The following is a 24,445-nucleotide window of genomic DNA, read 5'->3' as shown; positions in this document are numbered from 1 at the left end:
GCACTGAGCCCGTCGTGCAGGTGTCCACTATGATCCGGTGGTGCCAGCCCGCCGTCAGCGCGTCGTACCCGAACCACCCAGCCTGCCGAACGAACTCATCTCTGCAGCAGGCGATTTCAGCGACATCGCGGAGTGGGACGGCCTCGTCGCCGATTCCGCACTGACGCTGCCGGACGTCATTCACGACCTCGCGATCACCGAATGTGTATGGCGCGGGGTCGATGCCAGTTCCCGGACGTTCACCAACCTGCAGGCCCGGGACGTCGTCTTCGACCATTGCCACTTCGCCGGCGCAGTCCTCGACAGCGCGGTCCTCACCCGCGTGGCGTTCATCGAGTGCCGGCTGACCGGCATCGTGCTCAGCGGCGCGCAACTCGGCGATGTCGTTATCGAGGGAGGTGTGGCTGATTTGGCCAATTTGCGGTCCTCGGTGTCATCGTTCCTCTGGGTCACCGCCACATCGATGAAAGAGGCCGACTTCTACGGCGCCCGGTTGCACCGGTCCGCCTTGCTCGACACTGACCTCTCCTCGGCAAGCTTCGACTCGGCGACCGTGGAGCACCTGGGCCTTCACGGTTCGATAGTCGACACATTGCGCGGGACGAGCGCCTTGACCGGAGGACACGTCGGCGTCGATGCGAGCCAGCTCGTCACCCTGGGCGGCGCTGCGCTCGCCGAGATGGGCGTGCGCGTGGCCGACCGCCCCGGTGGCCCGAGCGATTAAGACCAGGCTCAGGCATCGAGGAAGCGCCTCGCGGGGAGTGCGATCTCGATAGATTGCAGCAATGGCAACCGAATCAGCACCCACGAATCAGTCAGGAGCGCTCGATTGGTAGTCCGGGTGGCGCAGTGGGCGACCGGCGCCGTCGGCCGCGCCGCCTTGCAGGAACTCGTCGAGAATCCTGATTTCCAACTCGTCGGCGTTCTGGTGTACGACCCAGCGAAGGACGGCCTCGACGCGGGTGAGCTGTGCGGGCTCCCGCCGACTACCGGCGTCATGGCGACATCAGACAAAGACGCCATCTTCGCCCTAGGCGCCGATGTCGTGGTGCACGCGGCCAGCAAGGCACACGCCGTCGAGACGAACGCCGAGGACATCTGCCGCCTGCTCGCATCCGGCACGACCGTCATCACGACGACCTCTTACAACCATCTGCCGACCTACGGTGCCGACGTCGAAGCCGCCTTCCGCGATGCGTGCGAAAAGGGGCAGTCCCGATTCCACGCTGCCGGTGAGAATCCCGGCTTCATGTTCGAACGGCTGATCGCGACGATCACCGGCCTGAGCAAGAACGTCGACCGCATCGACGTCTACGAAGCCGTCGACGTCTCCGGTCTCGACAGCAGGCCGATGCTCGTCGACCTGATGGGCATGGCACGCCCACCCGAAGACGTCAGCGCCGATTCGGTGATCATCAAGAAGCTGGACATGGCGTACCGACAAGCCCTCAACGCCACCGCTGACGTCCTCGGCATCACGCTGTCGGACATCGCGGTGACCGTCGACTGCACCACCCTCGACCACCCGATTGAGATCGCCATCGGCACCGTTGATCCGGGATTGGTTGTCGGTCAACGCTTTTCCTGGGTCGGCAGCTGGGCAGGCCGCGACGTGCTGGCCATCCACGAAGAATGGGTGCTCACCCGCGACCTGCCGCAATGGGGACTTCGTCCGCTGGCCGCTGGTGAGAAGGTACCGATGATCCGCGCCGTGATTCGTGGGATTCCGAGTTTCGAGCTGCAGCTCGACGTCGGCTGGGACGAGGTCCCGCCGGGCTTCGAGGGAGCCAATCCAGGACATCTGATGATCGGGATGAGCGCCGTACGCGCCATCCCTGACGTGCTGGCGTCCCCGCCTGGCATCGTCACCGCACCGGTCTTCGGCGCACTGCGGCTACGCTGACGCGACGGCACCCACCATCGAAATGCCGGCGCTCGGCGCGGCATGAAACACGTGGGCGCTCGCGTCGGGCAGCACCCGCCGTGCAACGAGGTAGTCGACGCCCATCCAGCCCTGCCGGATGTAACGCCCGAAGCGCAAGCACGTGCCGGGCGCGCCGCTGGCGCTGGGCACCAGCTTGACGTCCTCGATCGCGTCTTTGACTCCGGCGCCGGTCAATGGGCGTGCGCAGGCCAGCGAGCGCACGATCACTGTCGCCACGTCGGCGCACAAACATGGCATGAAATACGCTGGGCGCCTGCCGTATCGGGCCTCAAACCTGTCGAGGAAAGCCTGCCCCACCTCATTGCGTTCGTCGTAGCTGTCGAGCCCGATCCACCCGGCGAGGTGCCCCATCCACACAACGTTGATGTGCGCCATCTCGAACGCCGTCGTCGTGTAGCGCGGCGGATCCCAATTCGCCGCTGCCAGAGCGGCATTGAAACCCCAGAGACCGTGCCCGAAGCCCACGTGGACGATTGCGTCAGGATCGGCGGCGCGAAGTTCCGCGACCGCGTCTGTCTTGTCGGCCTCGACTTGCGGGATGGCGACGGTCGCGACGAGCTGCAAGCCGGCGTCCGCGCACGCGCGCTCCGCGTACGCCAGGTACTCCTTGCCGATCAGCGACGACTCCCGTGCGATGGCGATGCGCCGGTGGCCGTCGACGTGCAACACGGCGGCCAGCATCCGTGGCTCCTCTGGCATCGAGCCGTTGTTCAACGCGAAGCACCACTCACCGAGGGCTCCTTCAGATCCGGACAGCGAAATGATCGGTACCTTCGCCGTCAACTCGACGTGAGAACGCAGTGGTACGGCATTGTCGGATACGTACGGCCCAAAGATGACCAAACATCCTTCGTCGACGAGTTCGTCGAACGCCCGCTCGACGGCTTGATAGGTGCCGTTGGGCAATCCGATCACGTCACGGCGGACGAACTCGACAGGCCGGTCGAGAACGCCCGCGGCGACGGCTTCGTCGATCACCAAGGCCAATGCGTCAAAGGCGTTGTCCTCGGTGTCGGCTTGCGTCGGATAGTCGTTGAGCAAACCAACTTTCAGCGGTGCTACCGACCCGTATGCGCGATTGCCTGCGTCTGTCATGCTGGCAACATACACGACGTATCACGCGAGGAGACCCGGGCGTCAACACCCGGGCTCCTAATGAAAGCGTGACCGCAGTTCGGTCTTGAGTACCTTGCCGATCACGTTGCGCGGCAACGCTTCCACCAGCTCGAGACGCTCGGGTGTCTTGTGCCGGCTCAGCCCGTGCGCCTGGCAGTGATCGGCGAGTGTCGCCAGCGTCACCTCCGCGCCGGGAGCGGCGACCACCACTGCGCATACGCGTTCGCCGGTGCGGCGATCCGGCACCCCGATGACCGCGACATCGGCGACGGCGGGATGCGTGTTGAGCACGCCCTCGATCTCCAGAGCGGAGATGTTCTCGGCATTGCGGATGATCGCGTCCTTGATCCGGCCGGTGATCACCACATTGCCGTCGCCGTCGATCCGGCCCTGGTCGCCACTGCGGAACCAGCCGCCCGCGTCGAACGCGTCGGCATTCAGAGAGGCGTCCACGTAGCCCAGAAAGCATTGTGGCCCTTTGAGCCTCAACTCGCCCTCGTCACCCGGTGCCGCCTCTCGCTCGTCGCTGTCCACCACCCGGACCCGCACACCGGCGACAGGCGGCCCTACGGTGTGGTCAAGCACCGCCGGATCGGCGTCCAACATCGGCGACGTCACGACAGGAAACTCCGTGAGCCCCCACGAGTTGGCCACGCCCGGCACCGAAAGTGTCTCTCGCACTTGGCGCGAGAGTTCGGGTGTGATCGGCGCTCCACCTGCCAAGCACGCACGGACATCGGAGAACAACGGCTCGGTACCGTGTGCGTGTTGGGCGGCCATGTATGCGACGAAGAACGGCGTGGCCGAGCCGAGAATGGTCGGCCCGTGAGCGGCAATCGCGAACGGCGTGGTCGCGTCGAAGACATCGAAGAGCACCAGTCGCATCCCGGTCAACAGGGCAGCCGCCAGCATCGCCGAACCACCGATGTGCGTGATGGGGAACGCGACGGGGTTGACGTCGGTGTTCGGTGTGCCGAGCATTCCGACTACTCCGGCCGAGCCCGCGATCACGGATCGGTCCGTGTGACGAATCCCCTTCGGCGCCGCGGTCGTCCCGGACGAGTAGTAGATCCAGCGGGCTTCGGTGCCGGTAGCCGGTGGATCAGGCAGGTCGCTGACGTCGCCTGTCGGCAGCCGTAGAGTCCCGGGTTCGGGTGCCTGCGCGTGGTCGACGACGATTGTGGTCACGTCGCGTTCGGCGGCCAGCGCGTGGGCCAACGCCGCGTGGTCGAAGTCTCGCCACACACCGGGCACGACAACCGCCTCGGTGTTCAGCTGCGTTGTGGCGAAACGAACTTCGCTCTCGCGCCAGATCGGCAAAATGGGGTTTTGCACCGCGCCGAGTCTGGTGAGCGCGACCATCACCACCATGGCCTCCAGCGTCGTCGGCAGCTGCCACGACACCACCGTGCCTGTTCCGACGCCTTTCTCGGCGAAGGCCGCGGCCGTCACGGCGGCCGCGTCGCGCAGCTGCATCGTCGTCAGACTGCGGCCGTAGTCGTCGGACAGCACCAGCCGCTCGGGATCCTTTGCCGCCGCCCACTCGACGATGCCCCAGTACGTCTGTCTTGCCGCGAGATCGACACCACGGTCGTGCTGCTGGCTGATTTCACAGCCCTGGTGTAGATCTCGGCGAGGGCCCTTCACTCGGTTTCCGATACGCAGCGCGCGCCGGGCGGCGGCAGGACGAGATCGACCAGGTAAGCGGTCACGATGTCGTCGACGCAGGCGTGCCCGTAGAAGGCTGCCGTGTGCTGGGTGGCTTCAACCGTTAGCAGTGATCCCCCCAACTGCTCGGCGACGCTCACACCTTCCTGATACGGCGTGGACGGGTCGTGGGTTGTCGAGACCACCAGCACCGGCGCCACACCGGGGGCGGAGTATCGCTTTGGCTGCTGGGTGGCGCCGACGGGCCAGAACGCGCAGATGCCCCTTGGCGCGGATCCCGTGAACTCGCCAGCGGTTTGAAAAGGCGCCGCATCTCGTAATCGCTTGTTGGCCTCCACCCACGACTCGGGGTCCTTCGGAAACGCCTCGTCCCGGCATTCGACTGCGGTGAAGGCGTCCTGCAAGTTCGAGTAGTGACCGTCGTCCCCACGCCCCGTCAACTCGTCTGCGAGCACAAGCAGGTCGTCGGCCTGATCACCGCGGGTAAGTGCCGTCAAACCCTTCGTCAGTTGATCCCACGCCGCCGGCGAGTACATCGCCGACACTGTGGCGATGAGCGCGTTGAAATAGCTGACGCCGCGCGGATCCTTGGCCCGCGCAGGCTGTTTCGTCAACGGATCGACCAACGACCGATATACCTCTACGGCTTTTGCGGGATCTGTCCCGAGTGGGCAGTCCGTCGATCGCGCGCAGTCGGCGGCATAGTCGTTGAAGGCCACTTGGATCGCGGTCGCCTGCCCTAACCAGCGGTCGATGGGCTCAACCGACGGGTCCATCACTCCGTCGAGCACCATGGCACGCACGCGGTTCGGGTATGCCTCGGCGTACAAGCCGCCGATGAGGGTGCCATACGAAAACCCGATGTAGGACAGCTTGTCGTCGCCGAGTGCCGCGCGCAGCGCATCGAGATCCTTGACCACGTCCGCAGTTCCGACGTGCGCGAGGAAGTCTTTGCCGGTGGTGTCCACGCAACGCTGCACGACGCCCATGAGCGCGGCTTCGTTCTTAGCGACTCCGCCGGGGCTGTAGTCGACTCCAGGCAGCCCGTCGGGCACATAATCGAGGACGGGATCTGCATGGTAACGGTCGATTTCAGCGTCGGTGAGGCATCGCACGGCGGGGCGGGAGTAGCCGACACCGCGCGGATCGAATCCGACGAAGTCGAAGTGCTCCCGGACAGGGGCGGTCAGGTCACGGACGATCGCAGCGGCCGCCTCGACCCCCGATCCACCGGGGCCACCCGGGTTCACCACGAGCGAGCCGGTCTTCGCGCCGGTGGCCCGAATGCGGATCACGGCGAGGGTGGCGACGCCGTTGTCGGGATTGTCGTAGTCGATCGGCACAGCCATCTCGCCGCACTCCGCACCTTGCGGCATGTGCTCCGGTGGCAGTGGCTGGATCTGGCAAGGTCCCCATTGAATCGGGGCTCCGATCGGGGGGTGATCCAGCTGCGGGCTGCCGCCCACCACCCTCGTGCAGCCGGCCACAGCAACCGCGACGACGACGACAGCCGTTGCTGACCGGGCCCGTCGCAGCGTCATGCACCGATGTTCGCATGACCGCCAGCAAATATGGGCGATTCGGCTGAAAAGACTCCCTGACTTGAGTCACCCAAAAAGAACCCTCTCTTGGTGACTGCAGTCAGTTTTGTTATGGTGGCCAGCACAGGCGGCGCGGCGAGGAGGGTCTTTGAACACTGCCCCCCAGAGTCTTTCGCTCGACGAACACGCGGAGCAATCGCGCGTCGCGCAGCGCCAGGCGGACAAGTGGCTGATCTCGGGCAGCCTTTTGATCGGCACTGCCGCGTTGGGGATTTTCGGCCTTCCGCTGTTCCTGCGCGGAGTGTGGCTGCTGCGGGGCGCACAGCGCAACGGGCTGTCGGTACGCCCGATGCTCGTCACACTGTTGGGCTACCTGGTCATCATCGACGCCGCGATCAACACCGTTGGGTGGGCGCTGGATCTGGTGGCCAACCACACCATCCTCGCGCGCGTGCTCCTCAACGGGTGGGGCAACATGTTCGACGCCGGATACTTCTGGCACTACAACGAGCTGTGGGTGGGCGGCGCTGCCGGGCCGGGTGAAAAGGCCTGGGAGGTAGGACTGATCCTGACAGTCTTCACGATGCGAATCGCGGCTGCCATCGGCTTCTTGCAGATGAAGCGCTGGGGTCATCAGTGGATGGTGATCACGTGCTGGATGGGCGTGGTGATCTGGGTCGGCTACGTGTTGAACATGACGATGTTCGCCGACGTGCGTTATGCGGGAGTGGTCCTTCCGGTCGTCGGGTGGTGGCTGTACGACATCTTCTACATCACACCATTCTTGGCGATCCCCTATCTGCACACCGTCAACCGCGAGATCTTCTCCGACTAACCTTTGTCGAATTCTATTGGAAGACTGGTGGGTCCGCTCATGCCGAGCAGTGGCCTCCAGGGCGCCGGCCCGACGAGCCGCGGATTGGGCATTCTGTGCGACAGGATCTTCAGCGCCTCACTGAGCTCACGCCGTGCCAAGTTCGCGCCAAGGCAATAATGCGCCCCGCCACCGAATGTCAGGATCGCCGGCGGGTCGTTACGTGTGATGTCGAAGCGAGTCGGATCGTCATAGATGGCCGGATCACGATTGGCGGCGTAGGTGTTGATGAGGATGAATGTGCCGGCGGGAAAGGTGCAGTTGCCAACGGTCACATCCTCACTGACGCTGCGTAGCGTGCTGCACATCGACGGCGAGTGACGCATCGTCTCCTCGACGGCGTTCATCGCCAGCTCGGGACGGTCTCGCAGCAGTGCCAGCTGCTCGGGGTGGTCACACAACGCCTGCATCGATGCGGCCAGTTGCGTGCGCGTCGTGTCCGTTCCGGCGATGAGAACACTGAAGGCCAGCATTCGCACTTCGCCGGCGTTGAGCCGGTCGCCGTCGACTTCGGCTCGAATCAGTTCCGAGAGAAGATCATTGGTCAGCTGACTGCGCCGGTAGGCGATCATGTCGTCGACGTAGGCGTCGAATTCGTCCCACGCCTTCAACACCACCGGCTGCTGTTCGGCCAGGTTGATGTCGAAACTGACAATCTTGAAGATGTCCTCTGCCCACTTCGAGATCTGCTTCCAATCCGCCCGCGGTGCACCCAGCAGCGCACAGATCACCGGGATCGGATACGGACGGGCGATCTGCTCGACGAACTCGCACGCCCCCTCAGATTCCACAGCGGCGGTGAGCTCGTTCATCACGGAGTGGATCGTTTCGTCCATCCGCGCGGTCGCGCGTGGCGTGAACGCTCTCGACACGAGGCCGCGCAGCCGGCGATGCTCATCCCCTTCCATGCACAAGATGCTGCGAGTCACCCTGTCCCACAGTTCACCTGACGTTATGCCGTGGGCGGTGAGGTGAATACCGGGAGGAATACCGAAGCGGGGGTCGCCGAGCACTGTCCTGGCGAGGTCATACGACAAGACCTCTGGCCCGATCGGACCCAGCGCGATCGGCGAAACCTCCTGTGCCGCCCGAAATTGCGGGTAGATCTCCTGCGGGGTCGCCGTCACGTCGTACTCAATCGTGGGCAAATCCGACTCGAAGATGTTGGTTTCGCGCAAGCCCGTCATCGGCTGCATCCAGGGTCACGGAACATTGGTCGACAAGAAGGTCAGGGGCAGCCCGTGCACCGACAGATCGATCTCGTCGAGATAGGAGCCCTCGCCCGAGAAGCTCTGCCGGAAACGGGAGACCGAACCGTAGCGCTCGGTGAGCGCCTCGGCTGCCGACGCGTCGGCAACCCGGAGCACGACGGTGTAGACGCCGTCGCCGTGCCTTTCGATGAAAGCGTTGACCGACGCCGCGACGTCGGCGGTCGACCCGGGCAGTGCACTGATGAGTTCGAGACCGCCGTTCCAATCGAGTTGGACATAGATGCCGAGTTCGGTGAGCTCCGCGCCGTCGAACGTGAACCCGAGATCGGTGAACATCTGGCCAACGGCGGCCTGCCGCTCTGGCGCTACCGCGAATACCACGTGGTGAAGCGTCGGACGTTCGAGACTGGCACTCATGTGGCGACAACTCCGCGCGGCAGCAGCAACGGGAGGTTCGTGTAGGTCGCGATGCCCGGCGGGGCCGCCACGACGGCAGGGATCGCGGTGACCACGGGTACCGCAACAATCGAGAGCCCCATCGTGATGTAGTCGTCCAACGTCTCGCCGACAAAGCCGGTTGGCGGAAGGAAGTTCAGCGTGGTCTTGATGGTCGGTGTGCCCTGTACTTCGATCGTGTAGCCCATGTCGAGCTCCCAATCGGGCTGCAGTGTCTGGCCTTTTCGCCATCGCCCGCGGATCTCGATGACCTCCCGGCCGTCGATGATCCCCTTCCACCCGACGTCGACGCCGGCGACACAACCTTTGGCGATCGTCCAGCTGCCAGGCAGGTGCAGGTCCTCAGTTGTCTGCGCGTACTCGACGTCGCAGCGGATGTCGTCGAGCTCGACACCGAGGGCGTCGGCAATCAAGAGCACCCCGTCGCGGAAGATGCCTGAGCCCTTCGTGGTGATGTCCTTCAGGTCCGGCTGGTCGATGGGATAGCCGAAGCCCATTGGCCTTTCGGTGGCGGGTGAGTCATAGATCGTGGTGTCGATGGCCTCGACGACGGACACCTTTTCCACCCGTTCGGACAATCCGGCGGACACGATCGCCAGCAGCTGTATCACACCCGGGTTGATGCCACTGCCGAAGATCGTCGATGCGCCCTGTTCACAGGCCTTGGCTATGCGGTCGCGGTGCTCACCGAGGTAGTGGCCCGTGATGAACTCTGAACTGGACACGATGTTGATGCCGGCACGCAGGATCCGAATCATCACCTCGACATCGGCGAACATCGGGTTGTACACCACACAGTCCGGTCTCAGGGCGAGCAGTGCTTCGACGTCGTCGGTGGCCTGCACGCCCAGCGGCTCGATCCCGCACAAGACGCCAACATCCTTGCCGACCTTGTCTTTTGCCCAGGCGTAGCATCCGACCAGCTCGAATTGGGGGTTGAATGCGACCGCGCGCACCGACCGCTTGCCGACGTTTCCCGTCGTCCACTGCACGATCCGGTAGGTCACGTGCGCAAAGTCCTCACGGTGCGGCAGCGGTGTGCTGTTGGGCGGCTTTACGCGCCTCGCGCTCCTGGTGGATGCGGACCAGTTCGCGGAAGCCGATGCGCTTGTACTCCGGGACCGGCTGGATCCCCCATTTGTCCTTGGCGGTGTCCTTGCCCTCTGCGCCCTCGGGTGGACCCAACATGGGATAGGGCACTTTGCATTCAAGGGTGTCATCGGAGTAGCGGATCTTGAGTAGCTCACTGCAGATCTCGGTCAGGCTCAGCGTCGGATACCCGTAGTAGACCGCCATAAAGGGCAGTGTGAATGCGCCTTCGATCACCAACGCGACCAGGCAGACCAGAACCCCCCGTTGGATGTATCTGTGCATCCGCGCGTAGTAGGGCGTGGTGCCCGCCGGCAGATCCTCCGCTGGATCCTTTTGCACATTGGGCGATGAGGATGAGCTCGTCATTGTCGTATCCAGTCCTGTTCAGTCGGAGAAGATTTCGCGATTGACCGTGTGCAAGTACGGAATCGCCAAGAACGGCGTGATGTAGAAGATGTCGTACGCCCACCACCCCACGACGGGAAATATGGTGCCGGCATAGCGAACATCGGCGTACATCGTCATATTGAGCACATACGTGGACCAGATCACCACGCCCATCCAGCAGGTGATGATCATCCATTGGTGGCCCCACCGCTTCATCTGCAGGAAACCGATCGCCGCCGCCACGCGCATGGCGAACACGGTGAAGATGAAGCCGATTACGTACGCCTTCTCGCCAGGCCCTGCGGCACCACCGACCCAGAGCTCGTTGTAATGCCAGAAGTACCCGCCGTCGAACAGGTAGCCCCACCCGGCCGTCAGCACCCGATTGATGAGCGTGTGGTTGGCGACCAGGTCCAAAGACCAGCCGAGAGTGTTGAGCATCCCGTCGATCAGCACCAAATAGCCGATCAGGGTGACGATCATGGGTCGGACGGACAACCCGGCCCGCAACGCTTCGCGCTGCAGCCACACGCCACGCATGAAGATCGGGAACCCGATGATTCCCGGCGCCCAACAGCCCATCAAACCGGCGCCGATAATCATCCACTTGTCGGCGCGCCGCTGCGCTAGCCGGGATTCCTCGTCATGCTGTCCGAGATTGACGTAGCCGCCCGGCTCGGTGGCTGGCTTCGGTCGCGAAAAGCGGTCAATCAAGCGAATATTCACAGATCCCACCACCCCCGGGCGAACGACATATACAGCTGTATGGAGAACATCAACAGCAGATATCCGTAGATGACGATCTGGAAGACGATGAGCGCCCTTTTGCGCTGTCTTTCTTTCTCATCCATTCCGTTTCCCTCCTAGAGTGTTGTGCTCGAGCTGTCAGCGCCGGCCAGGCTCGCGATGGCGACCTGACGCAGGCCGTCGGAGATCGCGCCGTCGGTGGAAAGCGGCGCAAGAATGCACGCCTCGGCCGCCTCCAGTTCCGTTGCCCCGGCGGCGATCATCTGCGCAGCGGTGACCAGAACCCTGGTGGACGGCGGTTCGAAGTGAAATGCGACGTCGGCAGTCCTGACAGCGGTCGCACACTTGACGAGCCTTGCCGCGCTTGCTGATTCGATTCCCGCTTCAGCGACGACCACCTCTGCCTCTCGGTCGGCCGGAAGATACCGCATGGGCAGCGTCACGAACCGCTGCCGGAACGACGGCTTGAGTTCTTTGAGTGAGCTGCGATACGCCGGGTTGTACGAGCACACCAGCATGAACTCCTCCGGCGCCCGCACAACCTCGCCGGCGCGATCGAGGTAGAGCGCGCGGCGGTGGTCGGTCAACGAGTGCAAGATCGCCAACGAGTCGTGGCGGGCTTCCACGACCTCGTCGAGGTAGCAGATCGCGCCCGCCTTGACCGCGCGCGTCAGCGGCCCGTCGGTCCACACGACGTCACCGCCGGTCACCATGAATCGCCCGACGAGGTCGGAGCTCGTCAGATCGTCGTGGCAGCTGATCGTGACCACCGGCCTGTTCAGCAGGATGCCCATGTGTTCGACGAGCCGTGTTTTGCCACATCCTGTCGGGCCAGTCAGCATGACGGGAAGGCGCTGCTGGTATGCCTGTTCAAACAGCTGGACTTCGTTGCCGTTCGAGTAATAGGTATCGGTGGTCATCTGTTCCTCATGCGGGTGGTCATACGGCGACGAGCTGGCGATGGACGTGTGCGAGCACGCGCGGAAGGTCCTCGACTCGCCGGATGCGTTGGGAGCGAAGGGTTCCGAAGACGTCGGGGAGTGGATCGACGCGCGTGGGCCCCACGCCGATGTAGTACATGGACACGCCGGCGTCCGTGGCTTCTTCGACGGCGTGCGCCGCGTCTGCCCATGCGTAGCGGCCCTCGTACCCCTCGTCGGAGATCAGCCCGTCACCGATGACGATGAGCAGCCGCCGTTCGGATGGCTGGGCCAGCAGCCGGCTGGTCAAATGGCGCAGCGGCGCGCCGAGTCTGGTGTACCCGCCCGTCGCCAGGCCAAGGCTGCCCGGCGGGACGAACCGACGGTCGGGAAAATCCTTGAGGCAGGTGACTTCGACGCGGTGTCGCGTGTTGCCAGTGAAGACGAAGATGCCATGACGCTCGCGTGCCAGCGTCATCGCCCGCGACAGCGCGTCGGCACAGGCCAATTCGAGTTTGAAGATCGTGCCTCCGTGCACGCCCAGCGACGAGCTTCCGTCAAGAAGCAGAGCGGTCGTGACGTCTCGGCTGCTGGGTAGCAGCTCGCGGAAGATCCGGGGTTCGATCGCCTTGCCGGTGGTCAGATCGATGAAGTGACTGACGTACTGCTCGACGTCGAGATCGGACCCGTCCTCGAGGCGGCCCTTCATCGAACGATGGGTTCGCTCTTCGAACCACTTCCGAAGTTCGGCGGACGTGACTTCGGGTCGGTCGTCGTGTCCCACGTACGGGCGTTCGAGCACCGCGACGTGATCAGGCATGAAGGTTGAAGTCCACATATTCCATTCGGGGTAAGGGATGCCCGGCCGGTGCGCTGGTGTGATGTCGAGATCGTTGTCATGCGGGCGGCTGGGCGGCGGCAGGTTCGGGTTACGGACACCTCCGTCACCACCAACCGGAACGGAGTGCGGTCGTGGCACCCGCTTTTGGGTTGTGGTCCACGGCATTCTGCCGCGACTGCGTCGCAGCCTGTCCACCAGGCCTTGCGGCGCCGTGTGCGCCGCAGGCAGTCTGCCGATCAGCGGATCAACGGCTAGGGATCCCTCTGTGCGCGCCTTGACGATTGCGCGGTTCAGCATCTCGACGGCGTCCACATCGGCGGCAGCGATATCGATGCTCGGCAGAACCCGACGCAATTCGGGCACGAGGCCGGGCCAATTCGCGGCGATCCAGCCCATCGCGACGCCCGCTTCGACGAGGGTCAGTGCACGGAGTTCGCGTGCGGACAGCTCGTTGAGCCGGTAGCCGAGAACTCGGTCCTTCGACGGCGAACACTGCAGCGCCACACCGCAGGTGAGGGTGGTGCGTGTCCAGGCCAGCTCGACCGACGGGTGTGGCACGTACACGAAGTCCAACGCCGAGCTCAAACTGAACGCACGATTGGCACCGGTGACGAGCCGTACCCCCTCGCGACGTTGCCCGCTCAGCGCGACCGCCGTCAAGGCGCAACTTCGCTCCAGCGCCATCGCGTGCGCGTCGGATAGTTCAGCCATCGCACGGGCCGCCGCGTGCTGAGCATGCTGTCGCGATCAGAACGTCCCGATCCTGGAAAACAGCCAGTACCAGAACCAAATGATCAAACAGGTTCCGCCCCATGCTGCGACGTAGCGAAGAATCTCCCAGATCCAGTCCATCATCAGAACTCCACCTTCTTGGGTTGTGCCTGAACGAAAGCTTCATCGGGCCTCCAGCCCGCGCAGGGCCGTGGCAACCAGTTCTGCGAGCATCGCTTGGCGAGACGCGACACTTTCGGTGGTGGTCAGCACTCCGTAGACGCCGAGGAGGAAGAACGTCGCGTTGTAAAAGATGTCCACCTCGGGATGTATGACGACCTCGGCGCGCGCCCGTTCGATCTCACGAACCAACAACACGACCAGAGGGTGATCGGTCCAATCATCCGCCTGCGGGCGCGACGGTGAGAAGTGCAGCGCCAGAAACTCTTTGCACAACTGGGCGCCCAGACGCTCTTCTAGTTCGGCGACGAGGTCGACGACCTTCTTGAGTGCGGTTTCGAGGTCGTGGTCCTGCTCCAGAAACTTCGCGAAAGTTCCTGCCATGCGGGCCTCTTCGCGTCTCTCCAGCTCGAACAGGACGTGCTCCTTGGTGGGAAAGTGAAAATAGAAGGTCCCGTGGGCAACCCCCGCCGCCACGACGATGGTCGCCACATCCGCCGCACCCATGCCTGAGCGTTTGAACTCGGCGATCGCGGCGCCGAGGATCCTCTGCCGCGTCTGTTGCCGACGCGCGTCGCGCACCGAGTGCCTGACAACTGGCGGCATCGCATCTTTGTAGCCTACGGACTGACCTTAGTCAATATTTTGTCGGGCTAGCGCCTGGGTCGGCAGTCCCCCGCTCACCAATATCACCAGCTCACGGCATTAGAATCGCCGTCATGGCGTTACCCGCGGTCGCCCTGGATCTTAGGTGCTCGTTGACAGGACTCATCGGCGCGAACTTTACGAGGAGGACGACGCCCGCGGCTGCCGCGACTTCGACGGCTCCATGCTTCGCATTGACCTCAAGACGTAGTCATCGACCAGCGCGCGACGCGTCGGCCAATCGAATGTGGTGATCAACAGTGCGTAAAGCCCGAGGAGGAAGAACACTGCACTATTCATCGGATTGACCTTCGCATCGATCTCACCCCGGGTGCGCGCCTGGTCGATCTGTTCAGCCACCAAGACGATCACGGGATGATCGTTTCCATCCTCCAGCGGAGGACGGGTTTGCGAAAAATGCAGAGCGAGAAAGTCTTTGAATAGGTCATCGCCAAGTCGACGCTCGAGCCCCACCACCAGCCGCACCGCCTCATTGAGAACGTCGCGCAGTTCACTGCGCGTCTTCAAGAACTGGCCGAACTGTTTGACGATGCGTTCCTCTTCGCGGTGCTCGAGTTCGAGAAGCACGTGTTCCTTGGTGGGAAAATGAAAGAAGAACGTGCCGTGCGCGACGCCCGCTGCCGTCACGATGGCGCTGACGTCGGCGTCCGCCATTCCCGAGCGTTTGAACTCCGCGATCGCTGCGCCGAGAAGTCGCTCGCGGGTCTGCAGCCGCTTGGCCTCGCGCGCAGACACGCCGTCAGCTACGGCCATCGTTCGTCCTTCGCCTTCTGGCCCGGCGCACCCGGGAATTTCAACTGTTGATACCACGACATTATCGCTTCGAAGCGAATCCGGCGTGATCCGCCCACACATGACTGATTCTAGTCGCCAAACATAAGTCATTGACTTCAGTCAACAGCCGACGTTAGATGAAGCGCGACACATCTATTGAGTCACTGAGGAGTCCGTGGTGGCGCTGGAGCAGTTCGATCTGAACGGACAGGTGGCGATCGTGACGGGCGCCGGCAAGGGCGTCGGTCAGGGCATCGCCAGAGTGCTGGCGGAGGCCGGCGCGACGGTCGTCGGCACCGCGCGGACGGAGTCAGACATCGTCGCAACAATCAAAGGCATTGAAGACGCGGGCGGGAAGGGGTTGGCGCTCGTCGCCGACGCCATGAGCCGCACAGACGGCGAGCGCGTGGTCCAAGCCGCGATGGATGACTTCGGGCGCATCGACATTCTCATCAACAATGTGGGCGGATCCACCTACGCGCGCTTCCTCGACATCACCGACGAGGACTTCCGGCACACCTTCGACTGGTGCGTCACGTCGGCGTTCATCATGAGTCAGCTTGCCGCCCCCCACATGCTTGCTGCCGGGCACGGGTCGATCGTCAACATCTCCTCGGGCGCAGGGCGTTTCGGCATCAGGGCACTCACCGCATACTGCGTGGCAAAAGGAGGGCTCGAAGCGCTCACCCGCGCGATGGCGCAAGAACTGGCACCCAAGATTCGGGTCAACGCGATCGCGCTCGGTTCCTTCGCCACTGACGGACTGCAGGGCAGCCTGGACTTGATGCCGGGATCACTGGAGAAGATGAATGAGGCCACGCCGCTGCATCGCCTGGGAGATGTCGCAGACCTCGGACGCCTGTGCGTGTATCTGTCGACGCGCGATTGCTATGCGACGAACGCGATCTTCCACGTGGACGGCGGCATCGACGGAAACAACTCACCGCTCCCGATTCCTGATTACTGACAAAGGGGCAGCAATGGCCGAGCAGTCGCCGACTGACAAGAAGTACCGAGTCATCCAGTGGGGCATAGGAAATGTTGGGTCGATAGCGCTGCGCCATTTCATCGGCAACCCGGCCTACGAGGTAGTCGGGGTGCTCTGCAACCGCCCGGAGAAAGTCGGCAAGGATGCCGGGGAGCTCGTCGGCGCAGGCCCGATCGGAGTGCTCGCGACCGACGACAAGTCGGTGATCGAAGCCATCGACGCGGATTGTGTTTTCTACGCACCACTGTGGTCTGACCCCGACGAGGTCTGCCGTCTGCTGCGCGGCGGCAAGAATGTCGTCGCGTCAGGCGGCGCGTGGTGGTTCCGAACCGAACACAGCACGGCGGACATCGACAAGATCGACGCGGCATGTCACGACGGCGGCACATCGTTTCACGCCGGCGGCGTCAATCCCGGGTTTGCAGGAGATCTGCTGATTCTGACGCTGGCTCGAATCGTCAGTCGGATCGAGAGCATCAACATCTACGAGGTGGTGAACTTCGGCAAGGACACGTTGAAGTACTTGTTCGAAATGGGGATGGGCAGCGATCCGGACGAGTTCCGTTCCGGCCCAAACCTACTCGGCAACGCATGGCCGTTGTTCGCGCAGTCGATGGCCATGGTGGTGGACGGATTCGGCGAGACCGTCGACAAGTACACGACAGAAGTCGACCTCGGCGTGGCCACCCGCGACATCCCCTTCGAGGGCGGCCCGACAAGCGACATGCCGGGCTTCAAAGGTGTGATCAAGAAGGGCACCGTCGCGTCCCAGCATCACAAATGGACCACGTGGGTGGACGGAAAGCCGTTCATGACGTTCCACGAGATGTACACCATGGACACATACGATGCCATTGAGCCGCAACCTGATTGGGGCGGTCACTACCACTACCGGATCGTCATCGACGGCGACGAGCCAACAGAACTGATTCTGCAGGCGCCACCGGACCCGCAGGGCAATTACCAGAAGCCCGGCTACACATGGACGGCGATGGGCCCGGCGAACGCGATACCGGCGGTGTGCGACGCCCCGCCTGGGTTTCTCACCCACAAAGAGCTCGGGCTTGTGCCGCTACCCGGACTCATCCGCGCGTAGCGGGGCGGCCTTACCGCTAGGGGTTGTGCGTAGTAAGGCAGTCGATGACGTCCTGCGCACCCGTGACCAGTCTCTGGGCGACGCCCGGATCCAACTTGGGCGGCGCGGCGGCGGCAAGCCCGGTCAAGGAATTCTGGAAGTCGGCCAGGATGTCGTACGTATCCGGGGGTGCCTGGGCACCTGTGAGCCTCGGCCAGGTGATGATGACCTTGTTGAAGTTGGCCGTGAAGTCGGCGTCATTTGTGAACGATGGCCTGGCGTCGTAGGTGTCCTTGCGCAGGGCCAATAGCTCCGGCTGGCACGTGGTAGGGGTGATCGCCGATGAGGTTGTCGCGACGACTCCGTTCACGAACAGCAGCCCAACCACGACGGGGACGACGCGTATCAGTCTCATGACGTCTGATTGTCGCCCATCGCGGGGTCCATTCACTAGCTTTCAGTCCAAGCTCGGCAGCGCGGACCATTTGTCGGTGATCAGGTCGGCCGTCGGGTGGACGCCGATTTCGTGGCCCTCGTCGACGACCTCGCGGATGTAGTAGGAGACCGGGAGGTTGAGATCCCGCTTCTCGGGAACCGTCAAGGTATGGGCGGCGAGCTTGTGCCACTTGTCGTCGCGCCGCCACGTCGTGGTGCCCAGGGCCGTCATGGCCTGGATCATTCCCATGGACACTCCGGTGCTCAGCGGCCAGCGCAATTTCGGCGGGAGCGCCTGCCGAAACCATTCCTGAGCGGCGCGAACGGCCTCGTCTTGAGTCGGTGCGGTGGGCGGACGGAGCTGCATGACGCTTGACAGCGCCTCGTCGAGAACCGAGGACACCGCGGTCCAGGCGTAGAGGATGTCACGGACGTGCTCGCGCTCCCCCTCGTCGACCCGGTCGGCCGCCGCCTTGCTGAAGTACAGGTAGCTGTCGCTGCCCGACGACGACGGGATTCCGTGCAGCCCGGGTGTCGGGGAGAACGCCTCGACGTGAGGTTTACCCGGTAGCCAGGCGCGGGTGACCGATGCGGACCACCGGCCGTCGGTGTCTTGGGTCGGGATGAAACGCACGCCCGGCATCGAGGTGTCCTTGATGGAGGGCCAGAGGGTGACGCCGAGGGTGCCTTGACCCGCGTCACGATAGCGGATGTAGCCCATCACGGCGCGCACCGGTTCGCTTCCCGCGATGACCGATTCGTCGTAGGCGGGCAGTCCCGGTGCGGGTTTCGGCGGCGGATCCCGGGACACCACCCCGCCGGTAGCTGTCGGCGCGCGCATCACCGTCGGCGTCGTCGCCGTCGCCGGCGGCTGCTGCTGGGCGATCAGTTGGGCGACAGCCTGGTTGCCGGCGGCGTGTTGCAGCGCCAGCACCCGGGCCGGTGCCAACGGTCCCCGGACAGCAAGGGTGAGCAGCGGATCGCCAGCCGCGGGACGCTGGGCGAGACGTTGCGGCCGGATGGCGCCGTGGCGCGCACGCATGGCTTTGACTGTAGTAGCGCTTCACAGGTTCGCGGGCAATCGACGGGTACAACGTCAGTGACCGTGCTACCGTTTGCCCGTCTTTGGGGGAGTTCGGCGTGTTAGGGATGAGGCTCCATGGCCGGTAGGCACCGCAAACCGTCGCGACGTCGGTCGGCTGTCACCCGCCGGGGAGGCACGAGTCTCGCGGCAGCCGCGGTCAGCGCGACGAGCGTCTCGGCGGCGTTGGTGACCGGGACGACGACGACCGTCGGGCCGTCAGTCGAGCTGACGGCGTTGGTAACGCCGTCCAACTCGACGTCGCAGTTCTTTGCGGGCACGACGTATTACGGCCACGACTACACCACCACGGACGGCCCCCAGCAGGTCGTGCCGTTCCTCCTCGGGCCGCAAGGCATCGTCAACGCCATTGATCAGAACGCGGGCGACCCCGACGGGATCGTCGTCCTGTCCTCCGGTTGGGGCGCCGGCCAGACGGGCACCGCGCTCGCCATGATGGAGGCCAGGCCGGGCGGGCCGCCGAACAACATCAAGCTGGTCATCCTCGACAACAATTCCAACTTCCCCGCTGGCGGTTTCTGGACGACGTATTACCCGTTCGCGCCTTTACTGTTCACGTCGGCCGAGCCGTCACCCAAGGACGTCACGGTGCCGGTGATCGAGACGGCCTACGAGTACAACGTCAATTCCAACGCCGTCACCTATCCGATCAACCTGATCTCGGATGTCAACAGTCTGGTCGCATACGCGTATGGCTATGGCGGTGAGGCCCGAGCTCCGATGCCGTCAGAAGCGTTCGAAGCTACGCCCGACGGCGCACATTTCCACTATGTGGTTGCGCCGAACGGAGATGCGGTTCCTGTCTATGAACTGAACCCAGAAACGGACGGCAACGTCACCTATGTGACCTTCAAGTCCGACGGGTTGCCGCTGCTGCGTCCGGTGCGCCTCCTTCCCGGCGGCGACATTCTCGCCGACACGCTCGAGCCGGTGCTCACGGAGATCGTCAACGCGGGATACAAGGACAACGAACCGATTCAGGCGAATCCGACCTTGACGCGACCAATGGGTCTGCTGCCGGCGTCGGAAACCATGACCATGCTGAGCAGATTGCCCGGCGCGGTAGAGACCGGCGTGCACAACGGCCTGGCCACGGCGCAGGCCGATCTCTCGTCACCCGCGAATTTTGTGACGAAACCGCTCGCCGAGGTGGGCAAGCTGCCGGGGATATCGTCGCCCAACTCAGCGTCGACAGCGTCGACGCTGAAGACGAACACGGTCACGACGAACGGCACAAACAAGTCGTCGTCCGCGCCGGACAAGACGAGCGTCGCTGCTCCCCCTGATCATCCAAAGCCCTTGAAGCGCATTGCCGAGAAGATCACCGGTGGCAAGCACGCGAAGGCTGACGACGGACCGTCAGCCAAGTAACGTCTGCTCAGTCTGATTCGCCGTCCTGCGCCGGTCCGCTAGGAGTCGCACCGCCCTCGTCGGCCCAATCGGCAGGGCCTTCAGCGCCCTTCTGCGGGTCGCTTTCGACGTCGTCCTCGGCCGCGTCGTCGCCCGTGCCCACGCCGACACTCTTCGGGTTCTCGGTACTCATCGCGCACGAATACCCCGTCGGTTCACGCGGTAACCGCCGTACAGCAGCGCCGCGACGAAAAACGCGACGAAGTAGGCGGTGTCGGCACCGTGCCACGCGGAGGCGACCGGACCTTCGATCAACGACGTGTGCATGAAGGGGATTGCGGCCACGTAAGACAGGACGAACACGACTATCGCTGCGACCGCGTCGGCTCGGCGCGTCGTCTCCATCGCGGGGTTGATGGTGGCGCGGTCGCGCGTGCGGATCACCCAGTCGATGGCAGTCACCGCGACGAATCCGGGAATCCAATAGCTCACCAAGAGCAGAACGTCCGTGAACCGCGTCGACATGTCCCCCGAGTGCAGCCACATGATGAGTGCGAACGCCAGCACTGCCACAACAAGCGCAGAGATGGGCCTGCGGATGCGAATTCCTATGGTTTGCAACGCCAGTGAGCCGCTGTAGTCGTTCATGGCCGCCGATCCGACAGCCGCCAACGCGATCGCCAGCAGTGCCAGTGCACCGAGCACGCCGCCGCCCATCACGGTCCGCACTCCTTCGGCGGTCTGATCGGACAACACGGAAGCGGCCGCCAGCCCGATCGCCTGGACAAAGACGTACGAGCAGACGAGCCCGGCGAATGTGAAGCCGAAGACTTGCCCGCGTGGCGAATTGGCCGGCAGGTAGCGGCTGAAGTCGGCTGCGTAGCTCGCCCACGAAATCGCCAGGCTCAGCGCCAGCGTCACCTCGAAGACGAACGCGCCGATCAGGTCGGCGCCGTGAATGGTGGCCGGGACGACGATCTGATGGCCGCCGACGAGTTTGACGGCGAACACAAGGAACATCACGAACAAGACGACGGTCAGCACGGCCTGCAAACGATGGATCACCTCGTAGCCGAAGAACCCGACCACGCCCTGCACCGCGAGAACGATCAGCACGGCCGTCCAGAACGGAGTGTCCAGCAGGACCGCGAGCGCTTCGGCGCCGAACAGACCGACGAGGCCGTCCCACGCGATCGAAGACAGCCATTGCAAACCCGCGGGCAGGACCACGCCCGCGCCGAATGCCATTCGCGAGATGGGTAATTGGGCGCTTCCCGTCCGCGGCCCCCACGTCGACAGGTACGCCACGACCAGTGACCCGAGCACCGTGCCGACGATCATGGCCACCATTCCGAGCCAGAAGCTCAAGCCAAGCGCGATCCCGAGGGTGCCGGTGAAAACACCGGTCATGGTCACCTGAGGCGCGAACCAGACGGTGAACAACCGGGCGGGCTTGCCGTATCGCTGATCCTCACCGATGGGGGCGATTCCGTGTGTCTCCACCGCGAGGTCCCCGGAGCGGGTTGGTCGACGTCCGCGGAAGACGGGCGCGTCCAGCGCTCCTGCCGCCTGCTGTGTCATGCGCGTGCTCCCGTCGTCGAAGACCTCACCATAGCGTCACGGGTGAGGCCGGGCCGTACCACTTGGGTCTGACAAAACTGTTTGCGTGAAAGATGGTTATCCACAGGGGTTTTGGTTGTGGATTGGTGCAGTCTAGTGTCGGCGGGCGGGGATAGTATTCGAATATGCGTTCGAGTTCGGGACCCGGCCGGGAGGCGGTGATGGCTGTCCTCGCCCGCCTGGGCGAGGCGGCCGCCGCGGCGGCAGCGCTGCCCGCCGAAGCCCTGGACACGCTCGGATTCGCCGACCTGTGCACCGTGCTGGACACCACCGAAGCCGTGCGACGCCTACTGCCCGTCGTCGAGCACGCCGCCATCAACACGCTGACCCAGCAGGCCAGCGCCGAGCAGATCGGCGGCTCACTGAAGCAATACCTGGCCGACCGGCTGCACATCCGCTCCGACGAAGCCCACCGGCGCATCGCCGACGCCGAAGTCCTCGGCACACGGCGCACCCTGACAGGCGAACCTTTGCCACCGCGGTGGCCGGCCACCGCAGCCGCCCAACACGCCGCAACGATCAACGAGGGTCACGTGCGTGAGATCGCCCGGTTCTTCCACAAGCTGCCCAGCTGGGTCGACGCACCCACCCGCGAACACGCCGAAGCCGACCTGGCCGCCCACGCCAGCACACTGCGCCCCGACGAACTCCGAACTATCGCCGACAAGCTCGCCGACTGCCTCAACCCGGACGGCAATTTCACCGATGACGACCGCGCCCGCGCCCGCGGCATCACCATCAGCCGCCAAGACATCTACGGCATGAGCCGGATAATCGGATGGCTCACTCCCGAAGCACGCGCGAGCCTTGATGCCGCCTACAGCAAGTTGGCCGCGCCCGGCATGTGCGACCCGAGCGATGAATCACCGGTCGTGGACGGCGAGCCCTCCGAAGCCGCACAGCAGGCCGACCGGCGCAGCCAGGCCCAGCGCAACCACGATGCACTGAACGCACTATGTCGCAGCGTGCTGTCCTCCGGCGAACTCGGCTCCCACCACGGGCTGCCGGTATCCGTGGTGGTCTCCACCACACTGCAAGAACTAGAGTCTGCGGCCGGGGTCGCCCACACCGGCGCCGGCACCACCGTGCCCATGTCCGACCTGATCCGCATGGCCAGCCACGCCCGGCACTACCTACGCATCTACGACAAACACACCAGCCGCGAACTGTATCTAGCCGAAACCAAACGCATCGCCACCCCCGCGCAGCGGATCGTGTTGCACGCCAAAGACCGCGGCTGCAGCCGACCCGGCTGCACCACACCCGGATACCTCTGCGAGGTCCACCACGTCAACCAATGGGCCCGCGGCGGGCGCACCGACATCGACAACCTGACCTTCGCCTGCGGACCCGACCACCGCCTCCTCGACCAGGACGGCTGGACCACCCGCAAAACCGCCGACGGCATCACCCAATGGATCCCCCCACCACACCTGGACTTCGGCAAACCCACCACCAACGGCTACTGGCACCCACAGCGCTACCTCCGAAACGACGACGAAGACGACCCCGAGGCAGGCGAGAGTTGAGGCGCGCCAAGGGGTTCAGCTATCGCTTCCGGCGATGCCTTGGGCCTCAACGGCACCTATGCTGCGACGTCCAACGGCGACTTGGCGAGAACGAACGGATCGCGAGCAGACGCAAAAGCCCCCATTTCCACCCGAAATCAGCTATTTGCGTCTGCACGCGCCGAGGAGCCGCGGATGCGCGCGGCCGGCGACCAGTGGTAGATCCAGCGAGGTGACGATGCCGGGCGGTGCATCACGCACGTAGGGCACCGCGTTCACGCAATGCAACGCTGTGGCAACGATTCCCGGGCTCGTCAGCAGTTCACCGTCGACGAGTTCGGGCGTCCAGCCCTTGATCATCACGACGGTGTCGGGATTACCCTTGACCTCGATCTCGTAGCGCTCCCCGCCTGCGCCGAAAGTCCATGCGGGATCGAGGCTTTCCTCACCCATGAGCCACGTGACGCCGGTCCGCATGACGACTTCGCCTTCGACGACGGCCTCCCAGTGGAACTTCTGGCCTGCGACCTGGCCAGGCTGAATCGTGCCGATCGGCGACTCGATCGGGGCCGTGGCCACCGCGGACTCGTGAATGGTGCGGATCTCCGCGCGACCCGTAAGGCCCAGCCCCTCCATCACCATGTGTATCGACTGCTTGAAGCCGCCGCTGAGCGCCTTGACCATGATGCCGTTATTGGCCTCTTCGGGCGTGCCGCCGAAGCACATGACGTGCCGGATGACATCGGGCGCGCCGTAGGTCCTGATATCCGAAAACTCCTCGGCGCGAACGAATGTGACTGCCGACGACATCGCCGAGAACATCAGCGGGAAGATTTCGGTGACGCCACCCGGGTGGATGCCGGTGCCGTGCACGCTCGAGTTCCCCTGTGCGCACGCCGCCACCAGCGGGGCGGCCTGGCGCTCGGACGGGTAGATCGGCCCGACCGGGCTGACGACGTCCTTGCCCGACGCCAGCAGCGCGGCCACTTCGTCGGCATTCCACAACAAAGGGGCGTACACCACGGAGTCCGCGGCGAGGGCGAGGATCTCGTCGATGCTCGACGTCGCGATGACACCCAGCGGTGGACCACCGATGATCTCGCCAACATCCTTGCCGTCCTTGTCTTTTGAATGCACCCAGCATCCAACCAGCTCAAGCTCCGGGTGGTTGAGAATGCCTTCGATCGCGGCCTTGCCCACCCCACCGGTGGCCCACTGGATGACCCGTAACGCCATGC

General features: G+C 64.2%; 25 protein-coding genes. 7 read left to right on the top strand and 18 right to left on the bottom strand.

Translation table 11 applies throughout. The features are described from left to right. The first annotated feature begins 40 nt into the window (after window positions 1-40). Both QOH60_RS10765 and QOH60_RS10760 read left to right on the top strand, forming a co-directional pair. Window positions 41-724, top strand: coding sequence for a pentapeptide repeat-containing protein (locus QOH60_RS10765; RefSeq protein ID WP_526419995.1), 684 nt, complete (start codon window positions 41-43; stop codon window positions 722-724). Between the two features lie 117 nt (window positions 725-841). Next, window positions 842-1,903, top strand: a complete 1,062-nt coding sequence (locus tag QOH60_RS10760; RefSeq protein WP_526419993.1) for a dihydrodipicolinate synthase — start codon at window positions 842-844, stop codon at window positions 1,901-1,903. On the opposite strand, the gene QOH60_RS10755 is transcribed toward QOH60_RS10760, so the two are convergent. From QOH60_RS10755 to QOH60_RS10745, 3 genes are read right to left on the bottom strand one after another with little or no spacing between them, the layout of a single operon-like run. Beyond that, complete coding sequence (locus QOH60_RS10755) at window positions 1,895-3,040, bottom strand: ABC transporter substrate-binding protein (RefSeq protein ID WP_526419991.1); 1,146 nt, start codon at window positions 3,038-3,040, stop codon at window positions 1,895-1,897. The genes QOH60_RS10760 and QOH60_RS10755 overlap by 9 nt on opposite strands. 57 nt (window positions 3,041-3,097) lie before the next feature. After that, complete coding sequence (locus tag QOH60_RS10750; protein WP_526420053.1) at window positions 3,098-4,669, bottom strand: class I adenylate-forming enzyme family protein; 1,572 nt, start codon at window positions 4,667-4,669, stop codon at window positions 3,098-3,100. 35 nt (window positions 4,670-4,704) lie between these two features. Further along, entirely contained in the window at window positions 4,705-6,270 is a 1,566-nt protein-coding gene (locus QOH60_RS10745) for an alpha/beta fold hydrolase (protein ID WP_526419988.1), read from the bottom strand. A gap of 148 nt (window positions 6,271-6,418) precedes the next feature. On the opposite strand from QOH60_RS10745, the gene QOH60_RS10740 reads away from it, so the two are divergent. After that, the gene (locus QOH60_RS10740) at window positions 6,419-7,105 is read left to right on the top strand and encodes a hypothetical protein (protein WP_526419986.1); all 687 of its coding nucleotides are present in this window, start codon (window positions 6,419-6,421) and stop codon (window positions 7,103-7,105) included. On the opposite strand, the gene QOH60_RS10735 is transcribed toward QOH60_RS10740, so the two are convergent. From QOH60_RS10735 to QOH60_RS10690, 10 genes are all read right to left on the bottom strand, one after another. Continuing rightward, window positions 7,102-8,331, bottom strand: a complete 1,230-nt coding sequence (locus tag QOH60_RS10735) for a cytochrome P450 (protein ID WP_526419984.1) — start codon at window positions 8,329-8,331, stop codon at window positions 7,102-7,104. The genes QOH60_RS10740 and QOH60_RS10735 overlap by 4 nt on opposite strands. 15 nt (window positions 8,332-8,346) lie before the next feature. Next, window positions 8,347-8,772, bottom strand: a complete 426-nt coding sequence (locus tag QOH60_RS10730; RefSeq protein ID WP_526419982.1) for a VOC family protein — start codon at window positions 8,770-8,772, stop codon at window positions 8,347-8,349. Further along, window positions 8,769-9,818 carry an NAD(P)H-dependent amine dehydrogenase family protein gene (locus QOH60_RS10725; protein WP_526419980.1) on the bottom strand — a complete coding sequence of 350 codons (1,050 nt, stop codon included), beginning with the start codon at window positions 9,816-9,818 and terminating at the stop codon, window positions 8,769-8,771. Before QOH60_RS10725 ends, QOH60_RS10730 begins: the two co-directional genes overlap by 4 nt. A 13-nt stretch (window positions 9,819-9,831) precedes the next feature. Then, window positions 9,832-10,269: a hypothetical protein gene (locus QOH60_RS10720; RefSeq protein ID WP_526419978.1), complete on the bottom strand. Its 438-nt coding sequence runs from the start codon at window positions 10,267-10,269 to the stop codon at window positions 9,832-9,834. A gap of 18 nt (window positions 10,270-10,287) precedes the next feature. Continuing rightward, complete coding sequence (locus tag QOH60_RS10715) at window positions 10,288-10,893, bottom strand: hypothetical protein (RefSeq protein ID WP_526420051.1); 606 nt, start codon at window positions 10,891-10,893, stop codon at window positions 10,288-10,290. 119 nt (window positions 10,894-11,012) lie between these two features. Continuing rightward, window positions 11,013-11,141, bottom strand: coding sequence for a hypothetical protein (locus QOH60_RS10710; RefSeq protein WP_526419976.1), 129 nt, complete (start codon window positions 11,139-11,141; stop codon window positions 11,013-11,015). 12 nt (window positions 11,142-11,153) lie between these two features. After that, window positions 11,154-11,957: an AAA family ATPase gene (locus tag QOH60_RS10705; protein WP_526419974.1), complete on the bottom strand. Its 804-nt coding sequence runs from the start codon at window positions 11,955-11,957 to the stop codon at window positions 11,154-11,156. 19 nt (window positions 11,958-11,976) lie between these two features. Beyond that, complete coding sequence (locus QOH60_RS10700) at window positions 11,977-13,509, bottom strand: nitric oxide reductase activation protein NorD (RefSeq protein ID WP_526419972.1); 1,533 nt, start codon at window positions 13,507-13,509, stop codon at window positions 11,977-11,979. A gap of 183 nt (window positions 13,510-13,692) precedes the next feature. Then, the gene (locus QOH60_RS10695) at window positions 13,693-14,295 is read right to left on the bottom strand and encodes a TetR/AcrR family transcriptional regulator (protein WP_526419970.1); all 603 of its coding nucleotides are present in this window, start codon (window positions 14,293-14,295) and stop codon (window positions 13,693-13,695) included. 177 nt (window positions 14,296-14,472) lie between these two features. Then, window positions 14,473-15,108, bottom strand: coding sequence for a TetR/AcrR family transcriptional regulator (locus QOH60_RS10690; protein ID WP_526419968.1), 636 nt, complete (start codon window positions 15,106-15,108; stop codon window positions 14,473-14,475). A 199-nt stretch (window positions 15,109-15,307) separates the two neighbouring features. Here QOH60_RS10690 and QOH60_RS10685 point away from each other — a divergent pair, with 199 nt between their 5' ends. Beyond that, entirely contained in the window at window positions 15,308-16,096 is a 789-nt protein-coding gene (locus QOH60_RS10685; protein ID WP_526419966.1) for an SDR family NAD(P)-dependent oxidoreductase, read from the top strand. 13 nt (window positions 16,097-16,109) lie between these two features. Beyond that, window positions 16,110-17,213, top strand: a complete 1,104-nt coding sequence (locus tag QOH60_RS10680; protein ID WP_526419964.1) for an NAD(P)H-dependent amine dehydrogenase family protein — start codon at window positions 16,110-16,112, stop codon at window positions 17,211-17,213. 16 nt (window positions 17,214-17,229) lie between these two features. Here the strand turns inward: QOH60_RS10680 and QOH60_RS10675 are convergent, their stop codons facing one another. Both QOH60_RS10675 and QOH60_RS10670 read right to left on the bottom strand, forming a co-directional pair. Next, complete coding sequence (locus QOH60_RS10675; RefSeq protein WP_526419962.1) at window positions 17,230-17,607, bottom strand: hypothetical protein; 378 nt, start codon at window positions 17,605-17,607, stop codon at window positions 17,230-17,232. A 42-nt stretch (window positions 17,608-17,649) separates the two neighbouring features. After that, complete coding sequence (locus tag QOH60_RS10670) at window positions 17,650-18,669, bottom strand: hypothetical protein (protein WP_526419960.1); 1,020 nt, start codon at window positions 18,667-18,669, stop codon at window positions 17,650-17,652. A 117-nt stretch (window positions 18,670-18,786) separates the two neighbouring features. Here QOH60_RS10670 and QOH60_RS10665 point away from each other — a divergent pair, with 117 nt between their 5' ends. Continuing rightward, entirely contained in the window at window positions 18,787-20,100 is a 1,314-nt protein-coding gene (locus QOH60_RS10665) for a PE-PPE domain-containing protein (protein WP_526419958.1), read from the top strand. A gap of 7 nt (window positions 20,101-20,107) precedes the next feature. Here QOH60_RS10665 and QOH60_RS10660 read toward each other — a convergent pair whose 3' ends face one another. Then, on the bottom strand, window positions 20,108-20,272 hold the full coding sequence (locus QOH60_RS10660; protein WP_526419956.1) for a hypothetical protein: 165 nt from the start codon (window positions 20,270-20,272) through the stop codon (window positions 20,108-20,110). Further along, window positions 20,269-21,660 (bottom strand): purine-cytosine permease family protein, encoded by a 1,392-nt coding sequence (locus QOH60_RS10655; RefSeq protein WP_526419954.1) that lies wholly within the window; start codon window positions 21,658-21,660, stop codon window positions 20,269-20,271. Before QOH60_RS10655 ends, QOH60_RS10660 begins: the two co-directional genes overlap by 4 nt. A 164-nt stretch (window positions 21,661-21,824) precedes the next feature. Here QOH60_RS10655 and QOH60_RS10650 point away from each other — a divergent pair, with 164 nt between their 5' ends. Further along, on the top strand, window positions 21,825-23,228 hold the full coding sequence (locus QOH60_RS10650; RefSeq protein WP_526419952.1) for an HNH endonuclease signature motif containing protein: 1,404 nt from the start codon (window positions 21,825-21,827) through the stop codon (window positions 23,226-23,228). Between the two features lie 141 nt (window positions 23,229-23,369). Here the strand turns inward: QOH60_RS10650 and QOH60_RS10645 are convergent, their stop codons facing one another. Continuing rightward, entirely contained in the window at window positions 23,370-24,443 is a 1,074-nt protein-coding gene (locus QOH60_RS10645) for an NAD(P)H-dependent amine dehydrogenase family protein (RefSeq protein ID WP_526419950.1), read from the bottom strand. Window positions 24,444-24,445: the final 2 nt, after the last annotated feature.

It is taken from the genome of Mycobacterium sp. (assembly GCF_032159765.1).
In the GTDB taxonomy this organism is placed as follows: Bacteria; Actinomycetota; Actinomycetes; order Mycobacteriales; family Mycobacteriaceae; genus Mycobacterium.
The sequence above is the reverse complement of the archived record's forward strand: the minus strand, read 5'-3'. Positions and strand labels throughout refer to the sequence as shown.

What these genes read in the sequence shown, in the direction of transcription:
- QOH60_RS10755 (WP_526419991.1), bottom strand. Translation starts at nt 3,040, where the DNA reads ATGACAGACGCAGGCAATCGCGCATACGGGTCGGTAGCACCGCTGAAA.
- QOH60_RS10745 (WP_526419988.1), bottom strand. Translation starts at nt 6,270, where the DNA reads ATGACGCTGCGACGGGCCCGGTCAGCAACGGCTGTCGTCGTCGTCGCG.
- QOH60_RS10735 (WP_526419984.1), bottom strand. Translation starts at nt 8,331, where the DNA reads ATGACGGGCTTGCGCGAAACCAACATCTTCGAGTCGGATTTGCCCACG.
- QOH60_RS10730 (WP_526419982.1), bottom strand. Translation starts at nt 8,772, where the DNA reads ATGAGTGCCAGTCTCGAACGTCCGACGCTTCACCACGTGGTATTCGCG.
- QOH60_RS10720 (WP_526419978.1), bottom strand. Translation starts at nt 10,269, where the DNA reads ATGACGAGCTCATCCTCATCGCCCAATGTGCAAAAGGATCCAGCGGAG.
- QOH60_RS10715 (WP_526420051.1), bottom strand. Translation starts at nt 10,893, where the DNA reads ATGATTATCGGCGCCGGTTTGATGGGCTGTTGGGCGCCGGGAATCATC.
- QOH60_RS10710 (WP_526419976.1), bottom strand. Translation starts at nt 11,141, where the DNA reads ATGGATGAGAAAGAAAGACAGCGCAAAAGGGCGCTCATCGTCTTCCAG.
- QOH60_RS10705 (WP_526419974.1), bottom strand. Translation starts at nt 11,957, where the DNA reads ATGACCACCGATACCTATTACTCGAACGGCAACGAAGTCCAGCTGTTT.
- QOH60_RS10700 (WP_526419972.1), bottom strand. Translation starts at nt 13,509, where the DNA reads ATGGCTGAACTATCCGACGCGCACGCGATGGCGCTGGAGCGAAGTTGC.
- QOH60_RS10695 (WP_526419970.1), bottom strand. Translation starts at nt 14,295, where the DNA reads ATGCCGCCAGTTGTCAGGCACTCGGTGCGCGACGCGCGTCGGCAACAG.
- QOH60_RS10690 (WP_526419968.1), bottom strand. Translation starts at nt 15,108, where the DNA reads ATGGCCGTAGCTGACGGCGTGTCTGCGCGCGAGGCCAAGCGGCTGCAG.
- QOH60_RS10680 (WP_526419964.1), top strand. Translation starts at nt 16,110, where the DNA reads ATGGCCGAGCAGTCGCCGACTGACAAGAAGTACCGAGTCATCCAGTGG.
- QOH60_RS10675 (WP_526419962.1), bottom strand. Translation starts at nt 17,607, where the DNA reads ATGAGACTGATACGCGTCGTCCCCGTCGTGGTTGGGCTGCTGTTCGTG.
- QOH60_RS10670 (WP_526419960.1), bottom strand. Translation starts at nt 18,669, where the DNA reads ATGCGTGCGCGCCACGGCGCCATCCGGCCGCAACGTCTCGCCCAGCGT.
- QOH60_RS10665 (WP_526419958.1), top strand. Translation starts at nt 18,787, where the DNA reads ATGGCCGGTAGGCACCGCAAACCGTCGCGACGTCGGTCGGCTGTCACC.
- QOH60_RS10660 (WP_526419956.1), bottom strand. Translation starts at nt 20,272, where the DNA reads ATGAGTACCGAGAACCCGAAGAGTGTCGGCGTGGGCACGGGCGACGAC.
- QOH60_RS10655 (WP_526419954.1), bottom strand. Translation starts at nt 21,660, where the DNA reads ATGACACAGCAGGCGGCAGGAGCGCTGGACGCGCCCGTCTTCCGCGGA.
- QOH60_RS10650 (WP_526419952.1), top strand. Translation starts at nt 21,825, where the DNA reads ATGCGTTCGAGTTCGGGACCCGGCCGGGAGGCGGTGATGGCTGTCCTC.
- QOH60_RS10645 (WP_526419950.1), bottom strand. Translation starts at nt 24,443, where the DNA reads ATGGCGTTACGGGTCATCCAGTGGGCCACCGGTGGGGTGGGCAAGGCC.